This is a genomic window from Pseudomonas sp. LB3P14, from assembly GCF_054898045.1.
The window spans coordinates 7425002-7441738 of the sequence record NZ_CM142714.1; the positions used below are offsets into that span (position 1 = coordinate 7425002).

Genomic DNA, 16737 nt, shown 5'->3' on the forward strand with positions numbered 1-16737 from the left:
GGGAAAGCTGATACGAGTGGATCGGGTGGTTAAAACACTTGACCCCTAGCACTCCATGCTAGGAGTCGGATTTCTCAACAGGACCCCGAATATCTAGTCAATTATTTAGAAATAACGTTGTTCTTAAAGAAATAAAGCTCGCCTGTGGAATTTGACATTTTTTCAACTTTACCTAGGGCGATGTATTGTTTGAATTCAGTCTCTAAAACGGCTTTGTCAGTATATTTTTTATATTTTAATGGCAGTTCGCAAGCAAAAATATAAAGTCTCCAAACATCAAAGCCGTCTGTCCTGCCTTCAGGTCCGTAGTCAAAATCTATACAGAGATCAGGAAAATAAACAGCACAGCCAACTCCGTGTAACTCATATGTTATGTCGCCAGCCACGGTTCCACACCGCTCTATTTTATTGGTGCGCCACAGTCTTAGAATGCATCGAGTGCCGAATTTTTCTTCGAGCAAAGAGGTGGCTTTATCGACCATCGAAAGAAAGTCGAATATGAGTTGCTCAAGACTCTCGTTCCTGTAGTTCATCTTCTTCGATGCTCCAGCCTGTCATGCCCAACGTTGCTTGCGGACTCTATAACGTCATCAATATTGTTCAGAGTTCCTCTATGGCCCGCGATATCTCTCACAAGTTTAATGATCACTCTTGTTGATGTCTGCCTTGCTGCTGTAGCACGGTGATGTCCATCAAGGATATAGAGCTTGCCGTCATTTTCGGCGACATCTATCGGGAAAGCCGTGTCGAAACCAGTTTCACGCATATCCTTCGCGATATTTTCTACACGCTTAGTTGAACCTTTACCAGACAACGAATGCGTTCTAAATAAACTGCTTGGGTCAACGTCATGTATCAGGGAAGGCAGATCTGGCTCACCCTCATCAACCTTAGCCGTCCCCGCCGGATCCTCATCCCCAAACGCCGGCCTCTTACACCCATCCCCCCCAGGACACTCACTCAACCCCAACGGATCAACCCATCCCGTAGGATTCCGCGTGTACTGATACCCGTTTAACCCACCCGCTAACCTACTCGGATCCGGCGTCAGATACCGTCCAACATCCGGATTGTAGTAGCGATGCCGGTTGTAATGCAGGCCCGTTTCCGCATCGAAATACTGCCCCTGAAACCTCAATGGCTGATCAAGCACCTGATGGGTGTCGCGGTTGAGGCGGGTCAGGGGGCCATACGCTGTGTATCGGGCGGCCCAGATGATGTCGCCGCTGTAGTCGGTGAGTTCTTGTGGCGTACCGAGGTGGTCGAGTTGGTAGTAGAACGGACAAGCCTGGCGTGGGCCTTTGCCGTCGAGCATGGCGAGTGGACGGAAAGTACCGGGTTCGTAGAGGTAGCTGCGGTGGTGTTCCTTGCTGCTTTCAGCGACGAGGTTGTCGCCCTGCCAGAAAAATTCAGTGGTGTTGCCGTCGACGGTTTTGGCGATGCGGCGGCCGAAGGCGTCGTAGCGATAACTGGCACAACGTCCATCCGGCAACGTGACGCCTATTAATTGGTGCTGGCAGTCGTAGCGGTATTCGGTGACGAGTTTTTGTGCGGTGCCGCGGCGCTCGCGGATCAGGTTGCCAAAGGCGTCGTAATCGTAATGGCGGTCGCCTTGTATCAATAGGCGATTGCCTTTGACGGTGGTCGGGCCTGGACGATCCTGCACCACCAGGTTGCCGGCCGGGTCATGGGCGAAGGTTTCGGGCTGTTGGTCGCGGGTGTGGCGCACGCGGATCAGGCGGTCGAGGGGATCGTATTGGTAGCTGCGTTGGCCGTGACGGCTGTCGGCGATGCTGTCGAGATTGCCGTTGGCGCTGTAGGCATAGTCGCGGCGATACAGCGGTTGTTGCTGTTGGCTGACGGCGTGGGCCTTCAGGCGACCCTGATTGTCGTAGGCATATTCGCTGAGCAACAGGCCTTGCTCGCGTTGCTGTTCGCGGCCGAAGGCTAAGTGGTGGGTGGTGAGTCGGGCGCCGTTGAGGTCGATCGCCGTCAGCGCACCGCCCTTGGCGTGGTGGTAATCGAGTTTGCTGTTGTCCGGCAGGCGCAGGTGGTTGAGCTGGCCGCAGGCGTCGTAGCCATAGCGCAAAGTGCCCCAACCCTGATGCTCGGTGATCAGGCGATTCTGTTGGTCGTACTCGAACTCCAGCGGGTGATCGTTGCTGTCATCGACGCTGACCAACCGGCCGAGGCTGTCATAGCGATACTCGACGTTGACGCCATCGGGCAGGTTTTTGACCAGCAGTCGTCCAGCCGAATCCCGTTGGTAACTCGTGAACAGCTGTGAGCCGTCATCGCCGAACTCGATTTTCTCCAGCAAGTGGCCGTTGAGGTCGTAGGCATACGCCGTGCGTCGGCCATCGAAGCCGGTTTCCTGTCGGATCAATCCGTTGGGTGTGTAGTCCAGTCGATAGTGTTCGCCGGATTCATTTTCGATTTCCGTCAGCAGTAGCTGGGCGTTGTCGTAGCGATAACGCAGTTGCGTTCCGTCAGGGTTGATCCGGCGACTGACCAGATGCAGGTCATCGTCGTACTCAAAACGGGTGACGTGCCCCAGTTCATTGCGTTCGGCGGTGATCTTGCCGTAGGCGTTGTAGCTGAACGCGCGGCTGGCGCCCGTGGGAAGAATCGTCTGGATCAGACGCCCGACAGCGTCCCATTGGTAGTGAGTGACAGCGCCGTGTTCGTCCTGACGGGTAATCTGCCGACCCAAAGCGTCGTAGGAAAACCGCCGCTGACCACCGTCCGGTAACGTTTCTTCGAGCAGCTGTCCTAATGCATTCCACCCGAAGACATGCCGACTGTTGTCTGGATAACGGACCGACAGCACCCGTCCTTGAGCGTCGTAGCGATAGTGAGTGACATGACCATCAGGATCGGTTGCTTGCGTGACGTCACCCTGAACATTGCGCTGATACTTCCATACCGCTTTGCCGCGATACCGCGCGTGCAGGAAACCATTGCGATATTCGTAGGACGTCGGCTCGTCTTCGGGTGGGATCAGGGCAATCAGCCGCCCGATCTCGTCGTAGCGGTATTGGGTAATTGCCCCCAACGGATCCTGTTCGGTCAGCAACCGGCCTTTGTCGTCGTAGGCCTTAAGGTGTTCTGCGCCATTGGGTTCGACCCGACGCACCAGTCGCGCCTGTTCGTCGTGCTCGTAAATCTCCTCGCTGCCGTCGGCGTTGTTAACCACCACACTGCCGTTGTCATCCCAGACATAGCGTGTGTCCATTTGCGAGAAAGTCGCCCAATGCCGCACGCACCGGGCCGCTTTGCCGGCACGCTCCCACTCCCAGTAGAAACTTGCTCCGCCGGCCAATTGCCGTTGCAGAATCACGTGCTGCTCGTCGTAGTCGTAGCGTTCGCTTTCGCCGGCGGCATTGGTCGCTTCGATCAAGCGCTGACAAGCGTCGTAGCGGTAGGCAACCAGTGTTTGCTCGGTACGCCAGGCGTCTTCCAGGGTGTCGGCCGGATGAAAACTCTGATACTCGACGGCAACGATGTGTCGGCGGTCATAGCGCAACAGCAGGGAACGCCCGGCGCCGTTGTCGAGGCGATTGATCCTGTCAGAAGTGTCCCGCTGCACCATCAGCCGATTGCCATAGGCATCGCTGATGGCCGTCAGTCGCCCTGTACGAAAGTGGTAAAACCGCGCTGTCTCGCCAGCCAATGCAAGGACCAGCTCTTCCGGCTCGTGTCCCAGATAAATCGCTGCCCGCGACAGGCTGTTATGAATCGCCGGGCGCTCGACACTCGGAAAAGGAAAAGTCGTACGACGGTTTTCGTGGTCGGTCCAGACAACCTGTGCTTCATCGATGTCCAGCCGATGTGCGAGGGAATGACTCCAGCCGAATCCGAGTCCACAATCGATCTCCACCGCACTGGTGCGATAGAGCCGGGTGAAGTCGAACGGCAAAATCCCGTCCAGCGAACCGTCGGTGAGGGTGAGCAGTTCTTCGCCCGTGACCATCGATACCGGACAGCCATTGGTACAGGTCAACGGTCCGCAATCGGCGCTGTCGCCGTTGGGGTTTTTCGCCTGATCGGGAGCATCGTCGCGGTGTTCCTGACGAACCAGGCGGGTCATGGCCTCAGACTTGTCGCGAGCGATTGCGACCGGGTTCTTTACCAGCACAACCGGTGCAGCCCCCGCGCTGATCTGCAGTGACACTGCGGGTGCGGGGTTCAGCGGAACATTCCGGGCGCTGACTGCGAGGGGTTTGAGTACGCCAGCGTGGGCTGTCAGGTCGGACTTGGCGTTCAGTTCGGCCAGCCGCAAACTCGCGGCCGCCAGCCAGTTCCGTGCTCGCTCCGACTTGACCTTGTTCAGCACCTTGGCGCTTATGCCAAGTTTCAGTCCTGTAGAACCGGTGAAGCGCGCCAACAGCAATCCGATCAGTATTCCTGTCCGAATTTCCGCCACGACCTCAGCGATATGCTGCGGCGGCAACATCCTCAGCCAACTGGTGATCGCCGCGAGATGAATGAACATCAACGGCTCGTCGCTCAACATCAGCAACACATTGGCAATGGTCTCGGCCGAAGCGTCCAGCAGCGCTTTAAGTTCGACCTCGGTCAGGTACTCAAGGAGCTTTTCGCTATTGGCTTGCAGGTCCGCGATCAAGGCGTAGACCTGCTTCACGTCATCCCACAAACCGTTCAGCGAGTTCTCGAAACCGCGCCAATCAGCCTGTTGCAGCATGCCGTAGCGTTTGGTGAAACCGGCCTCGGAAAACTCTGCCCACAGCGGTTGGAACTCGGTGGTCCACTCGTTGCGCAGCCAGCCTTCCAGTTCGCCGATCACGCCCTGATACGAGTCGTACAGCGCTTTGACATGAGCCTTGGAAACATTCGGAAAGAAGGTGATGCGATAACGCAGGCTGCGCTGGCAATCGGGGATTTCCAGGATGCCGCTGGGGCCAATCTCGTGGTAGACCGGCTCGCCAAACGTGCCTTCAGAGATCAACGGCTCAAGCATGACTGGCGTATTGCCGATCGGCACGAAACGCGCAGCCTCAAACATATGCACCAGGGTCAACGGACCGCTGGTCGGACAGGCGACGACTGTCGAACTGACTGGCGTGGTGGAATTCGTCGGCGCGCTAAGACGGACTTCGTTGCCGACCTTGAACACCTGCTCGACATCCAATGCCCTGCCGGTCCAGAAACTTTCAGTCCAGGCGTCGTAGTCATTGAGACACAGCCGAAAATCACCGAGCAGCGCTTCGACGTCCGGCTTCTCAGGGTTCATGGCGGCGACCACCAGCAGCCCGATGGTGTTATTCAAGGCCAGGACCTTGTCAGGTACGAACATTCACAGTCTCTCGCGCGGATCAATTCAGAACGCGGGACTTTGCGGGGGATCGGCGTGGAAAGAAGTCGGGAAAGTAGGTGTTTGGTGTAGGGGGAATCGCTAAATGACGCAGCACTTCGGCGCAGGTTTTAGTACCGATCAGACATTGCCCGTTGCCCTATGCCAGTCGCGCTCGCTATGCTGCTGAATCCTTTAATCGATCGCGGACCCGGCCGTACCTGAGCCGCCTCTGGGATGTCATTAGAAAACGGATCAGATGCGATGAATGCACCGCTGAATGAATTCGGCCCGATCAAGGCCGTGATTTTCGATATGGACGGCTTGTTGCTGGACACCGAGGGCATTTACACCGAGGTCACGTCCATGATTGCCGCGCGTTACGGTCGGGTCTTCGACTGGAGCGTCAAACAGAACATCATCGGCCGTGGCGCGGGCGATCTGGCGCGTTATGTGGTCGAGGCGCTGGACCTGCCGATCACCGCCGAAGAGTTTCTGGTGATCCGCGAACCGCTAATGCGCGAGCGTTTTCCTACGGCGCTGGCGATGCCGGGCGCACAGGAACTGGTTCGGCACTTGAAGGCCAACAACATTCCGATCGCGGTGGGCACCAGTTCTTCGCGTCAGTCGTTCGGCCAGAAAACCACCTTGCACCGCGACTGGTTCGCGCTGTTCGATTTCATCGTGACGGCCGATGATCCTGAAGTCGGCGCGGCCAAACCGGCGCCGGACATCTTCCTCACGGCGGCGCGGCGCCTGGGTGTCGCGCCCGAGGATTGCCTGGTGTTCGAGGATTCGCCGTTCGGTGTCACAGCGGCGAAAGCGGCGGGGATGACCGCGATTGCGATCCCGGATGCGGCGATGGCTGACGAAAAATACGCACACGCCGATGGCATTCTTCGTACGCTGACGGCGTTCAAACCGAGCGCCTTCGGCCTGCCGGCGCTTTGAATGGGCCTAAAACTACGCGCAAAAAAACGCCGGCAACCTGATAAGGGTTGCCGGCGTTTTTGTTTCAAACGAGCCGTTTATCAGGCGCCGAAACCACCGTCGATGGTCAGGCTGGCCCCGGTGATGTAGCCGGCTTCGGGGCCGACGAGGTAGGCGACGAAACTGGCGATTTCTTCCGCTTTGCCGTACCGACCCACCGCCATCAACGGGATCAGGCTTTCGGCGAATTCACCACTGGCCGGGTTCATGTCAGTGTCGACCGGGCCCGGTTGCACGTTGTTGATGGTGATTCCGCGCGGGCCGAGGTCGCGCGCCAGGCCTTTGGTCAGGCCGACCAGTGCCGATTTGCTCATGGCGTAGGGGCCGCCACCGGCGAAGGGCATGCGGTCAGCGTTGGTGCTGCCGATGTTGATGATGCGACCGCCTTCAGTCATGTGTTTGGCAGCGGCCTGGGTGGCGATGAATACGCTGCGCACGTTGATCGCGAGTGTCTGGTCGAAGTCTTCGAGTTTGAAGTCTTCCAACGGTGCAACAGCCAGTACGCCAGCGTTGTTGACCAGGATGTCCAGGCGACCAAAGGTTTCGACGGTGGCGGTCACGGCGTTGCGGAGGGCCTTGGCGTCGGCGCTGTCAGCCTTGATGGCGAGGGCTTTGCCGCCGTTACCGGTGATGCTGTTTTGCAATTCTTCGGCTTTTGCCGTTGAGCTGACATAGGTGAAGGCGACTGTCGCGCCTTCAGCAGCCAAGCGTTTGACAATAGCGGCGCCGATACCGCGGGATCCGCCTTGAATCAAAGCCACTTTGCCGCTGAGGTTCTGAGTAGTCATATCGATCTCCAAAGTCCCGAGGCGAGATGTCTCGGTTGATGGAGCCTAGTATCGATGCAGGATTACAGGCTGTGTAGACGGTCATTACGATAGTCTGTGTAAACCAAAAGTTTATAGTGGCGCTTATGGAAACCTTCAGCAGTATCGAATGCTTCGTGCGCAGTGCCGAGGTCGGCAGCTTCGCCGAAGCCGCGCGCCGCCTGAGTCTGACTCCGGCGGCGGTGGGCAAGAGCGTCGCCAAACTTGAGGCGCGACTGGGTGTGCGGTTGTTTCAGCGCAGCACTCGCAGTCTGACGCTCACTGAAGCGGGTCATCTGTTTCTCGGCGAAGTGAGTTCCAGTCTTCACACGATCCAGAATGCGGTGGCCAATCTGGCCAGCGCCGAGGGTCGACCGGCGGGGACACTGAAAGTCAGCATGGGCACGGTGTTCGGGCGTTTGTACATCGTGCCGTTGCTCGGAGAGTTTCTACGTCGATTTCCGGCGATCAACCCGGACTGGCATTTCGATAACCGTCAGGTCGATCTGATCGCTCAGGGTTTCGATGCGGCGATTGGCGGGGGATTCGAGCTGCCGCAGGGTGTGGTGGCGCGCAAGCTGACGCCGGCGCATCGGGTGTTGGTGGCATCAGCCGAGTATCTGGCGGGGCGTGAGGCGATCGTCGAGCCGGATGATCTCAAACATCACGATGGCATCCTGATTCGGTCGCCACAGACCGGTCGGGTGCGCTCCTGGCAATTGACTAGTCGCACCCAGCAGCACAGTCCGCTGACGCTCAAGGCGCGGATGACCATGAGTGATTCGGAAGCGGCCTGCGCGACGGCTGCCCAAGGGTTGGGCATTGCGCTGGTGAGCATGCCGTTTGCCGTGGGCTATCTGGAGGCCGGGACCTTGCAGCGAGTATTGCCCGATTGGTTCGTCGACGATGGCAACATTTCTATCTATTACGCTGAGCACAAACTGTTGCCGGGCAAGACTCGGGCGTTTGTCGATTTCATCATTGAGCAGTTTGTGGAGCAGGGGTTGGGGCTGCGGTTTAGTGCTCTTTGAGCCAGGCTTGAGACCGAGGTGCGGCCATCGCGGGCAAGCCACGCTCCCACAGGGTTTGTGGCGTGCCACTGTTGTGTAGACGACGCGAAACCTGTGGGAGCGTGGCTTGCCCGCGATGAACGATAACGCGGTCTACCGACCAAGCCGCCCCGGCCAGCCAATGATGTTTTTCGGCCGCGGCGTCGCATAAGTCCGCACCTTGGACGTCGACAATCCCAACCGCACCAACGACTCGGCAATGGTCACCGCCGCCGTCACACCATCCACCACCGGCACGCCAGTGCGCTGACGAATCTGTTCATCCAGCCCGGCCATGCCGCCGTAGCCCAGGCAAATCACCTCGGCCTTGTCTTCACGCACGGCCAATTCCGCCTGACGAACAATCGCCTCCAGCGCACGCTCGGGATCGGATTCCAGTTCCAGTACCGCCAGGCCACTGGCCCGTACCGACGCGCAACGGTCCCAGAGTCCGGACAGTTTGAGGCGATCCTCGATCAGCGGCACGGTGCGGTCCAGCGTGGTGACCACCGAGTAGGCATGGCCGAGGAACATGGCGGTGCTGGCCGCCGCATCGGTGATGTCCACCACCGGCACATTGAGCAGCTCCTGCAAACCCTCGCGACCGTGCTCGCCGTAACCGGCCTGGATCACGGCATCGAAGGGTTGGTCGTAGGACATCACCCGGTCCATCACCGCGATGGCGGCCAGGTAACTTTCGAAATTGCCTTCGATGGAGTCAGCACCGAAGTAGGGCGTCAGGCCGATGATTTCCGTGCCGGGCGCGGCCACGGACTGAGCCGAGCGGGCGATGGCCTGGGTGATGGATTCGGTGGTGTTGACGTTGACCACGAGAATTCGCATGGGAGGTCCTTATAGCGGGGTGGTTCTGCGGCCCGACGGTGCCGGGCCGCCAAGGGATTAATGGCTGACGTTGTCGACGGCGATGGCTTCGCCGCTGACGTCTGCGTAATGGGGCTGCCGTTTGGCGATGATCAGGTAGAGCATCCCTGCAATTCCGGCCCCAATTAGCCAGGAGAAGGCCGATACGCCGTGAAAACCCGGTACCAGTGCCAGGACGATGGCGATCAGCGCGGCAGGAATGAACGCCGCGACGGCGCGTAAATTGACTCCGCGGCTGTAGTAATAAGCACCGTTGGGGTCTTCGCTGTACAACTGCGGCACGTTGACCTGACCTTTTCGTACGAGCCAGTAGTCGACCATGATCACGCCGTACAACGGGCCGAGCAGGGCGCCAAGGCCGGACAGGAAATACACGATCACCAGCGGGCTGTTGTAGAGGTTCCACGGCAGGATCAGCACCGCGATGGTCGCGCTGATCAGCCCGGCGCGGCGGAACGTCAGGTACTTCGGTGCCAGGTTGCTCAGCACAAAGGCCGGGGCGACGAAGTTGGCCATGATGTTCACCGCCACGGTGACGATCAGGAACGCCAGGCAGCCGAGCACCAGAAAGAAGGTGTTGGGAATCGAGGCAATGATCTCGGTCGGGCTTTCGATGATCCGTCCATTGATCTGAAATTGCGCGCCACAGAGCAGGACGGTGATGCTGGCGAACACCAGAATATTCACCGGCAGGCCCCAGAAATTACCGACCTTGATGGTCTTGCGGCACGGCGAAGAACGGGCGAAGTCGCAGAAGTTGAGGATCAGCGTGCCGTAGATCGACAGCCATAACGCACCGCCGGCAAAGATGTTGCGCCACATCTCACCACCGGTCAGCGGTTCGCGGATCGACCAGGCGATGGTCGCGTTGGCCTGGGTGTACATCCACGCGGCGAGGGCAGCAACGGTCAGCAGAATCACCGGCCCGGCGAACGCCTCGTAGCGCCGCACCATTTCCATGCCGTAGGCGAGAATCGCCAGTTGCACGAACCAGATCGCCACGAAGCACACCCAGCCAAGGGTAGATAGACCGAGGATCGAGTTGTGGTCGTAGTCAGCGAAGCCTGGATGAACCGCTGTCAGCAGTACACGAAAGACTACCGAGGCCAGGTAGGTCTGAATCCCGAACCAGGCGATGGCGATAACGGCGCGGATCAATGCAGGAATCTGCGCCCCGTGAATACCGAAACTGATCCGGCTGATGACAGGGAAGGGCACGCCGGTCTTTTGCCCCATATAACCGGAGAGGTTCATGAAGCTATACACCAACGCCGCACCGATCCCCAGGGACAGCAGGATTTGCCAGCCGCCCAGCCCGAGGGCGTACAGCCCGATGGCGAATGAGTAATTGGCGATGTTGTGAACGTCATTGGTCCACAGGGCGAAGATGCTGTAGCGGCCCCAGCGTCGACCTTCGGCCTTGGTGGGCGCCAGGTCCTTATTGTGCAGGCGAGGGCTGAGTACGATGGGTTCTTGAAACGTTTGGTCGGGAGTGGTTGAAGTGGGTGGGAAGGAGGGCAGATCCAGCGCGATGTTGTTATTGGAGAGGCTAGTACGCATTCCGGCAGGCTCCGAGCTTGGCATCGCGATGACTGTGCATGAGCGTTGGCTCGACAAATCTTCGTCGCGGGCAATAAGCATCATTGGTTACGGGGCATCTGCAGCCTGTACGGGATAGGGCGCTTCAGGCTTGCGGATCTAAAGTGTGTGTATGTTTTGATGTGATTGTATACAAAACATGTATGCACTTAAGCCAGATCCATGCCAGATCCCGATCTATGAAATTCATCGCTCATTTCGTTTTGTTATCAGTCGGCGATAAGCGATTGAAAAAAAAAGCGATATAAATTGACCGATTGAACAGGTATTTATTTTTCGGTGAGGTGGGTACGAAAGGTCGACTGAGGAAGTCAGGGCGGGAGTGTGTAACTTTTGGGGGCGCAGAAATGAAAAGTGCACACACAAATGGCACCTATGGTGACATTCGTGTGTACACATTTTTGTAGAGGGATTAGGCCTTGGATTTGCTGATGATGTTGCCTGCGTGCAAGCCGCATTCTTTCTGTGTCGCTTCTTCCCACCACCAGCGACCTTCGCGCTCGTGCTGGTTCGGCAACACCGGACGGGTGCACGGTTCACAGCCGATACTGATGAACCCGCGTTCGTGCAAGCTGTTGTACGGCAGCTCCAGCATGCGGATGTAACCCCAGATCTCTTCGCTGGTCATTTGTGCCAGCGGGTTGAATTTGTACAGGGTGCGTTCCGGGGTGGAGAACGCGGTGTCGATTTCCAGCACCGCGACGGCGCTGCGAGTTCCAGGGCTCTGATCCCGACGCTGGCCGGTCGCCCAGGCCGTCACCCCCGAGAGCTTGCGACGAAGCGGCTCGATCTTGCGGATGCCGCAGCATTCGCCATGGCCGTCCTTGTAGAAACTGAACAGGCCTTTTTCCTTCACAAAAGGTTCGAGCTTGGTGTAGTCCGGCGACACCAGTTCGATGTCGATCTTGTAGTGCTCGCGCACCTGATCGATGAAGCGGTAGGTCTCAGGGTGCAAGCGGCCGGTGTCGAGGCTGAACACTTTGACGTTTTTGTTCAGCTTCCAGGCCATGTCCACCAGCACCACGTCTTCGGCGCCGCTGAAAGATATCCACAGGTCATCGCCAAACTCGGCGAACGCAAGTTTCAGGATGTCCTGGGCGGATTTGTTGGCATAGGTCGTGGCGAGTTCCACGACATCGAACGATGGGCTCATCAGGGCGGCTTCCTACAGGTCGGTGGCGCTGGGCGCTCTATATGGCCCTGATGGTAACAAAATCCTGCAGCCGTTGGCGCGCACTCTGCGTTGCGCAGGCCTGCCTGAGTCGCTAGAGTTCGGCAGTCTTTTTGCTCGCTCGACTCAATAATCAATACAAATGGGAGTGTCTTGTGGAAATTGCCTGTCTGGATCTTGAAGGTGTACTGGTCCCGGAAATCTGGATCGCCTTCGCCGAAAAAACCGGGATTGAATCCTTGAGGGCTACCACCCGGGACATCCCCGACTACGACGTGCTGATGAAGCAGCGCCTGCGAATTCTCGACGAGCACGGTCTGAAACTCGCTGACATTCAGCAAGTGATTGCCACGCTCCAGCCGCTGGACGGTGCCATCGAGTTCGTCAATTGGCTGCGTGAACGCTTTCAGGTAGTGATTCTGTCGGACACGTTCTACGAGTTTTCCCAGCCGCTGATGCGTCAACTGGGCTTCCCGACCTTGCTTTGCCATCGTCTGATTACCGACGATTCAGGGCGGGTGACGAACTATCAATTGCGTCAGAAAGACCCCAAGCGCCAGTCGGTATTGGCCTTCAAGAGCCTTTACTACCGGGTGATCGCGGCAGGGGATTCCTACAACGACACCACGATGCTGGGTGAGGCGGATGCGGGGATTCTGTTCCATGCGCCGGACAATGTGATTCGCGAGTTTCCGCAGTTCCCGGCGGTGCACAGCTTTGCGGATTTGAAGCAGGAATTCATCAAGGCTTCGAATCGGGCGTTGAGTTTGTAGTCGTCCGGGAGGACGCCTTCGCGGGCAAGCCTCGCTCCTACAAGGGCTTACGCGGTCCTGTAGGAGCGAGCGGTGCGGCGATCCGACTTGCCCGCGAAGCTTTTAGAGGCCCTGCAAGGTATCGAGCAGTACTTTCACCTTGGTGATCGATTCCTGATACTCGGCCTGCCACTCCGAGTCCGCGACGATTCCGCCACCGCCCCAACAACACACCTGCCCATCCTTGACCAGCAAACTGCGGATCGCGATGGAGCTGTCCATCTCGCCGCGCACGTCCAGATAGAGCAAAGACCCGCAGTACAACCCACGACGCGTCGGCTCCAGCTCGTCGATGATCTGCATTGCGCGAATCTTCGGCGCACCGGTAATCGAACCGCCGGGGAAGCTGCCAGCGATCAGGTCCAGCGCATCCCGGTCATCCGCCAGTTCCCCGGTCACGCTGCTCACCAGGTGATGCACGTTCGGGTAGCTTTCCAGGCTGAACAGCTCCGGCACCCGCACCGAACCGATACGGCAAGTACGGCCGAGGTCGTTGCGCAGCAGGTCGACGATCATCAGGTTTTCCGCGCGGTCCTTGGGGCTGGCCAGCAGTTCGGCGGCGTTTGCCGCATCTTCGGCAGCGGTCAGTCCACGGGGGCGGGTGCCTTTGATCGGGCGGGTTTCCACATGGCGTTCACTGACTTTGACGAAACGCTCCGGCGACAGACTCAGCACCGCGCCGCCGTCGGGCAGGCTCTGAAAACCGGAGAACGGCGTCGGGCACGCCGCCCGCAGCGCGCAATACGCAGCCCATGGATCGCCCTGGCATTGCGTGCGGAAACGCTGGGCGAAGTTGACCTGGTAACAGTCACCGGCCTGGATGTAGTGCTGAATGCGTTCTAGCGCGTGGCGATACTCATCAGCGCTCAGGTCGGCCTTCATCGGGGCCTTCAACTTGAAAGGCTCGAGCGCTTCAGTCGAAGGCTCACTGAACAGTGCGATCAGACGCTGACGTTCGCTGTCGATCAGCGATGGGTGGAAGATCAACTGACTTGTACTCAGTTGGTGATCGCTGATCAGCGCCCAGTCATACAGCCCGAAACGTGCGTCGGGCAATTGCAGATCGTCCTGTGCCTGACTCGGCAGATTCTCCAGATGCCGACCGAAGTCGTAGCTCAGGTAACCGATCAAGCCCCCCGCGAAGGGCAGGTCAACAGGCACCGTCGTTTCACCGAGTCGTGTCAGATTGTCGCGAAGGCGTTGCAGGAAATCGCTGCCACTTTCGTCAGGCAACACCGCCAATTGTTCCAGCGGCCAGGCGCTGAGCAGGTCATAACGCCCACGCTCGGCAGTCGGCCGGCCACTGTCGAGCAGCACGGCACCGGGGGCATGACGAATCGCCGCGAAGTACTCGGCGGGGTTGGCGCGATAGGGGAGCGGGTGTACGGAACAGGTCAACATGGGCGGGGCAGATCAGCCATCGAGGCGGGGGTGGCGATTGTAGTCTCCTCGGGGAATTGCTCCTAGAGGGGATGTCGGGGATTGGCAGGTTGAAAGCCAATGATCGTTCCCACGCTCTGCGTGGTAACGCCGCCACGGACGCTCCGCGTCCGCCTGTGACGCGGAGCGTGGGAACGATCAATGCTAGGGGATCAGCCCTCAACCGCCGGAATATGCCCAAACATTTCCTGAACAAACTCAACCCGCTCCTGAACCGTCTCAACAATCCCGCGAGCCTTCAACTCTTCCAACCGCGCTTCAACCGCATGGGTACGCAACGTCAGTCCGCAATCATTGGCAATCTGAATGTTCAGCCCAGGTCGGGCATTGAGCTCAAGAATCAGCGGCCCTTTTTCCTGGTCCAGCACCATGTCGACACCGATGTAACCCAGCCCGCACAGCTCATAGCAGCCCGCGGCGAGTTTCATGAAACCGTCCCAGTAGGGCAGTTGCACGCCATCCACCGCGTTGGTGGTGTCCGGGTGTTTATTGATGATGTTGTTCAGCCAGGTGCCACGCAATGTCAGGCCAGTGGCGAGGTCGACACCGACGCCGATGGCGCCCTGGTGCAGGTTGGCTTTGCCGCCGGACTGGCGGGTTGGCAGCCGCAGCATGGCCATCACCGGATAGCCCATCAGCACGATGATCCGAATGTCCGGCACGCCTTCATAGCTGATGCTCTTGAAGATCTGATCCGGGGTCACGCGGTACTCGATCAGCGCCCGATCCCGGTGACCGCCCAAGGAGTAGAGGCCGGTGAGGATGCTGGAGATATGGTGCTCGATTTCCTCATGACTGATGATCTTGCCGGACACCGTGCGATAGCGGCCCTCAAAACGATCGGCAACCACAATGATGCCGTCACCGCCCGCGCCTTGGGCTGGCTTGATCACGAAGTCGTTGCGCCCGCCGATGATGTCGTCGAGGTTGTCGATTTCTTTCTCGGTGGAGATCACGCCATACAGTTCCGGCACATGAATGCCGGCGTCGATGGCGCGCTCCTTGGTGATGATCTTGTCATCGACGATCGGGTACAGACTGCGCTTGTTGTACTTGAGCACGTAGTCCGCGTTACGCCGATTGATCCCCATAATGCCCCGGGCTTCCAGGGCCTTCCAGGTCTTCCAGAAGCCGAACATCAGGCGTCAGCCTTCTTCAGGAATGCCTTGAAACGCACCAGTTCGGTCAGGCGGTAGCCGCGATAGCGACCCATCGCCAGCATGAAGCCCACCAGGATCAACAGGATCGCCGGGAAGGTGAACACGAAGTAAACCAGCTCCGGAACGCTCATGATCAGGTGCGCCAGCGACGCGGCGAACAGCGTACCGATCGCCACTTTCATGGCGTGGCCGGAACCGCGTTCTTCCCAGGTAATCGACAGGCGTTCGATGGTCATGGTCAGAATTACCATCGGGAACAACGCCACCGACAACCCGCGCTCCAGGCCGAGTTTATGGCTGAGCAAGCTGATCGCCGCGATCAGCACCACCACGAAGGTCAGCACCACCGACAGCCTCGGCAGCATTTGCAGCTTCAAGTGTTCAAGGTAGGAACGCAGCGACAGCCCCAGCGCCGTGATGATCGTAAACAGCACGATACCGAAGCCGAGCTGGGTTTCCCGGAACGCCAGGGCGATCAGCACGGGAGTAAAGGTGCCGAGGGTTTGAATGCCGATCAGGTTGCGCAGGATCAAAATCACCAGCACGCCGATCGGGATCATCACCATGATCATGAAGGTCTGCTGGGTTTGCAGTGGCAGGCCGTACAGCGAGTATTCGAGGAAGTTGGCGTCGGTGTTTTCGTCGGTCAGCTTGGCCAGGCGAATCGCGTTCATCTCGCTGTTATTCAGGCTGAAGGTCACGTTGGCTTTCTTGCCGCCGTCGACAGTGATCAGGTTTTCGTCGCCGGTCCACCACAGCAGGCGGTCGGTCGGCAGGCCCTGTTCACCGGTTTCCGGGTTGAAATACAGCCAGTCGGTGCCGTTGAAACTGCGCAGCCAGAGTTCCGGCATTTGCGGCTGGTCGGCCACCAGACGAATGGTGTGGACCTTTTCTACCGGCACGTGGGCGATGGACAGCACCAGCTCGACGATTTTGGCCTTGTGCCCGGCGGACGGATCGCCGCCCAGCAGCAGCTTCACGTTGTCGTCGTTGAGATTGTTGACACGCTTGATGGCTTCGCCAATGAAGGTTTCGACGTCGGCCGAGTGTTGGCGAATGGGCGCAAGCAGGGCTTCGGCGGCGATTTTTTCCGCGCCTTCAACCGCAATGCTGTCGCGGAAGGTCGGGCCTTTGATCTTGGATTTTTCGCCGGTGTAACGCTTGGTCAGCACCAAACGGTAATAAAGCGTCTGATTGCCCTTGGCCCGGCGGGCCGACCAGGTGACCTTGCGGTTGCCGTCGGCACGGTTCACGGCCACGCCGTAGTTATTGGAAATGAAGCTCTCGTTGAGGCTGACGTAATCGCGGCTCAGCGGCGGCACGAACATCTGGATCTTGACCGGGTCCTTGGCACTGGCGACGAACTCGACTTTGGCGTCGATGTTCCACAAGTCGTCGGTGGCGTCTTCGGTCACGGGAATGCCGAGCACGAAGATCTGATAGCCCGTGACTGAAATACCCAGCACCACCAGGATGGCGATCAGGATTCTCAGGTGGATGGTAAGAGAGCGCAT

12 protein-coding genes are annotated in these 16737 nt (G+C 58.6%); 3 read left to right on the forward strand and 9 right to left on the reverse strand.

The annotated features are described in order from the left end of the window. Positions 1-101: 101 nt before the first annotated feature. Both ACYZT5_RS34175 and ACYZT5_RS34180 read right to left on the reverse strand, forming a co-directional pair. Complete coding sequence (locus ACYZT5_RS34175; RefSeq protein WP_462049198.1) at positions 102-533, reverse strand: DUF6896 domain-containing protein; 432 nt, start codon at positions 531-533, stop codon at positions 102-104. Next, a complete protein-coding gene (locus tag ACYZT5_RS34180) occupies positions 530-5317 on the reverse strand; it encodes an RHS repeat-associated core domain-containing protein (protein ID WP_462049199.1) in 4788 nt (1595 codons plus the stop codon). The genes ACYZT5_RS34175 and ACYZT5_RS34180 overlap by 4 nt, the downstream gene beginning before the upstream one ends. Positions 5318-5578: 261 nt before the next feature. Here ACYZT5_RS34180 and ACYZT5_RS34185 point away from each other — a divergent pair, with 261 nt between their 5' ends. Next, entirely contained in the window at positions 5579-6265 is a 687-nt protein-coding gene (locus ACYZT5_RS34185; RefSeq protein ID WP_462049200.1) for an HAD-IA family hydrolase, read from the forward strand. Positions 6266-6345: 80 nt separating this feature from the next. Here the strand turns inward: ACYZT5_RS34185 and ACYZT5_RS34190 are convergent, their stop codons facing one another. After that, positions 6346-7092, reverse strand: a complete 747-nt coding sequence (locus ACYZT5_RS34190; RefSeq protein WP_462049201.1) for a 3-oxoacyl-ACP reductase family protein — start codon at positions 7090-7092, stop codon at positions 6346-6348. A 125-nt stretch (positions 7093-7217) separates the two neighbouring features. Here ACYZT5_RS34190 and ACYZT5_RS34195 point away from each other — a divergent pair, with 125 nt between their 5' ends. Continuing rightward, positions 7218-8141, forward strand: a complete 924-nt coding sequence (locus ACYZT5_RS34195) for a LysR family transcriptional regulator (protein ID WP_462049202.1) — start codon at positions 7218-7220, stop codon at positions 8139-8141. 132 nt (positions 8142-8273) lie between these two features. On the opposite strand, the gene ACYZT5_RS34200 is transcribed toward ACYZT5_RS34195, so the two are convergent. The 3 genes from ACYZT5_RS34200 to ACYZT5_RS34210 all read right to left on the reverse strand — a co-directional run bounded on the left by ACYZT5_RS34200 (position 8274) and on the right by ACYZT5_RS34210 (position 11793). Next, positions 8274-9002 carry an aspartate/glutamate racemase family protein gene (locus ACYZT5_RS34200; protein WP_462049203.1) on the reverse strand — a complete coding sequence of 243 codons (729 nt, stop codon included), beginning with the start codon at positions 9000-9002 and terminating at the stop codon, positions 8274-8276. A 57-nt stretch (positions 9003-9059) separates the two neighbouring features. Further along, positions 9060-10601 (reverse strand): NCS1 family nucleobase:cation symporter-1, encoded by a 1542-nt coding sequence (locus ACYZT5_RS34205; RefSeq protein WP_462049204.1) that lies wholly within the window; start codon positions 10599-10601, stop codon positions 9060-9062. A 451-nt stretch (positions 10602-11052) separates the two neighbouring features. After that, the gene (locus tag ACYZT5_RS34210) at positions 11053-11793 is read right to left on the reverse strand and encodes a phosphoadenylyl-sulfate reductase (RefSeq protein WP_008042297.1); all 741 of its coding nucleotides are present in this window, start codon (positions 11791-11793) and stop codon (positions 11053-11055) included. 173 nt (positions 11794-11966) lie between these two features. Between ACYZT5_RS34210 and thrH the strand changes: the two genes are divergently transcribed. Continuing rightward, entirely contained in the window at positions 11967-12584 is a 618-nt protein-coding gene (thrH, locus tag ACYZT5_RS34215) for a bifunctional phosphoserine phosphatase/homoserine phosphotransferase ThrH (protein ID WP_462049205.1), read from the forward strand. Between the two features lie 102 nt (positions 12585-12686). Here the strand turns inward: thrH and pabB are convergent, their stop codons facing one another. The 3 genes from pabB to rloB form a co-directional block, all read right to left on the reverse strand. Further along, entirely contained in the window at positions 12687-14024 is a 1338-nt protein-coding gene (gene pabB, locus ACYZT5_RS34220; RefSeq protein ID WP_462049206.1) for an aminodeoxychorismate synthase component I, read from the reverse strand. A 191-nt stretch (positions 14025-14215) separates the two neighbouring features. Next, the gene (locus ACYZT5_RS34225; protein ID WP_462049207.1) at positions 14216-15202 is read right to left on the reverse strand and encodes an alpha-L-glutamate ligase-like protein; all 987 of its coding nucleotides are present in this window, start codon (positions 15200-15202) and stop codon (positions 14216-14218) included. Next, positions 15202-16737: an osmotic stress tolerance membrane protein RloB gene (rloB, locus tag ACYZT5_RS34230; protein WP_462049208.1), complete on the reverse strand. Its 1536-nt coding sequence runs from the start codon at positions 16735-16737 to the stop codon at positions 15202-15204. Before rloB ends, ACYZT5_RS34225 begins: the two co-directional genes overlap by 1 nt.

Bases quoted from the DNA above. Each gene is read 5' to 3' on its own strand.
- pabB (WP_462049206.1), bottom strand. From the start codon at position 14,024: ATGTTGACCTGTTCCGTACACCCGCTCCCCTATCGCGCCAACCCCGCC.
- ACYZT5_RS34210 (WP_008042297.1), bottom strand. From the start codon at position 11,793: ATGAGCCCATCGTTCGATGTCGTGGAACTCGCCACGACCTATGCCAAC.
- ACYZT5_RS34200 (WP_462049203.1), bottom strand. From the start codon at position 9,002: ATGCGAATTCTCGTGGTCAACGTCAACACCACCGAATCCATCACCCAG.
- ACYZT5_RS34180 (WP_462049199.1), bottom strand. From the start codon at position 5,317: ATGTTCGTACCTGACAAGGTCCTGGCCTTGAATAACACCATCGGGCTG.
- rloB (WP_462049208.1), bottom strand. From the start codon at position 16,737: ATGCGCTCTCTTACCATCCACCTGAGAATCCTGATCGCCATCCTGGTG.
- ACYZT5_RS34175 (WP_462049198.1), bottom strand. From the start codon at position 533: ATGAACTACAGGAACGAGAGTCTTGAGCAACTCATATTCGACTTTCTT.
- ACYZT5_RS34195 (WP_462049202.1), top strand. From the start codon at position 7,218: ATGGAAACCTTCAGCAGTATCGAATGCTTCGTGCGCAGTGCCGAGGTC.
- ACYZT5_RS34190 (WP_462049201.1), bottom strand. From the start codon at position 7,092: ATGACTACTCAGAACCTCAGCGGCAAAGTGGCTTTGATTCAAGGCGGA.
- ACYZT5_RS34225 (WP_462049207.1), bottom strand. From the start codon at position 15,202: ATGTTCGGCTTCTGGAAGACCTGGAAGGCCCTGGAAGCCCGGGGCATT.
- ACYZT5_RS34205 (WP_462049204.1), bottom strand. From the start codon at position 10,601: ATGCGTACTAGCCTCTCCAATAACAACATCGCGCTGGATCTGCCCTCC.
- ACYZT5_RS34185 (WP_462049200.1), top strand. From the start codon at position 5,579: ATGAATGCACCGCTGAATGAATTCGGCCCGATCAAGGCCGTGATTTTC.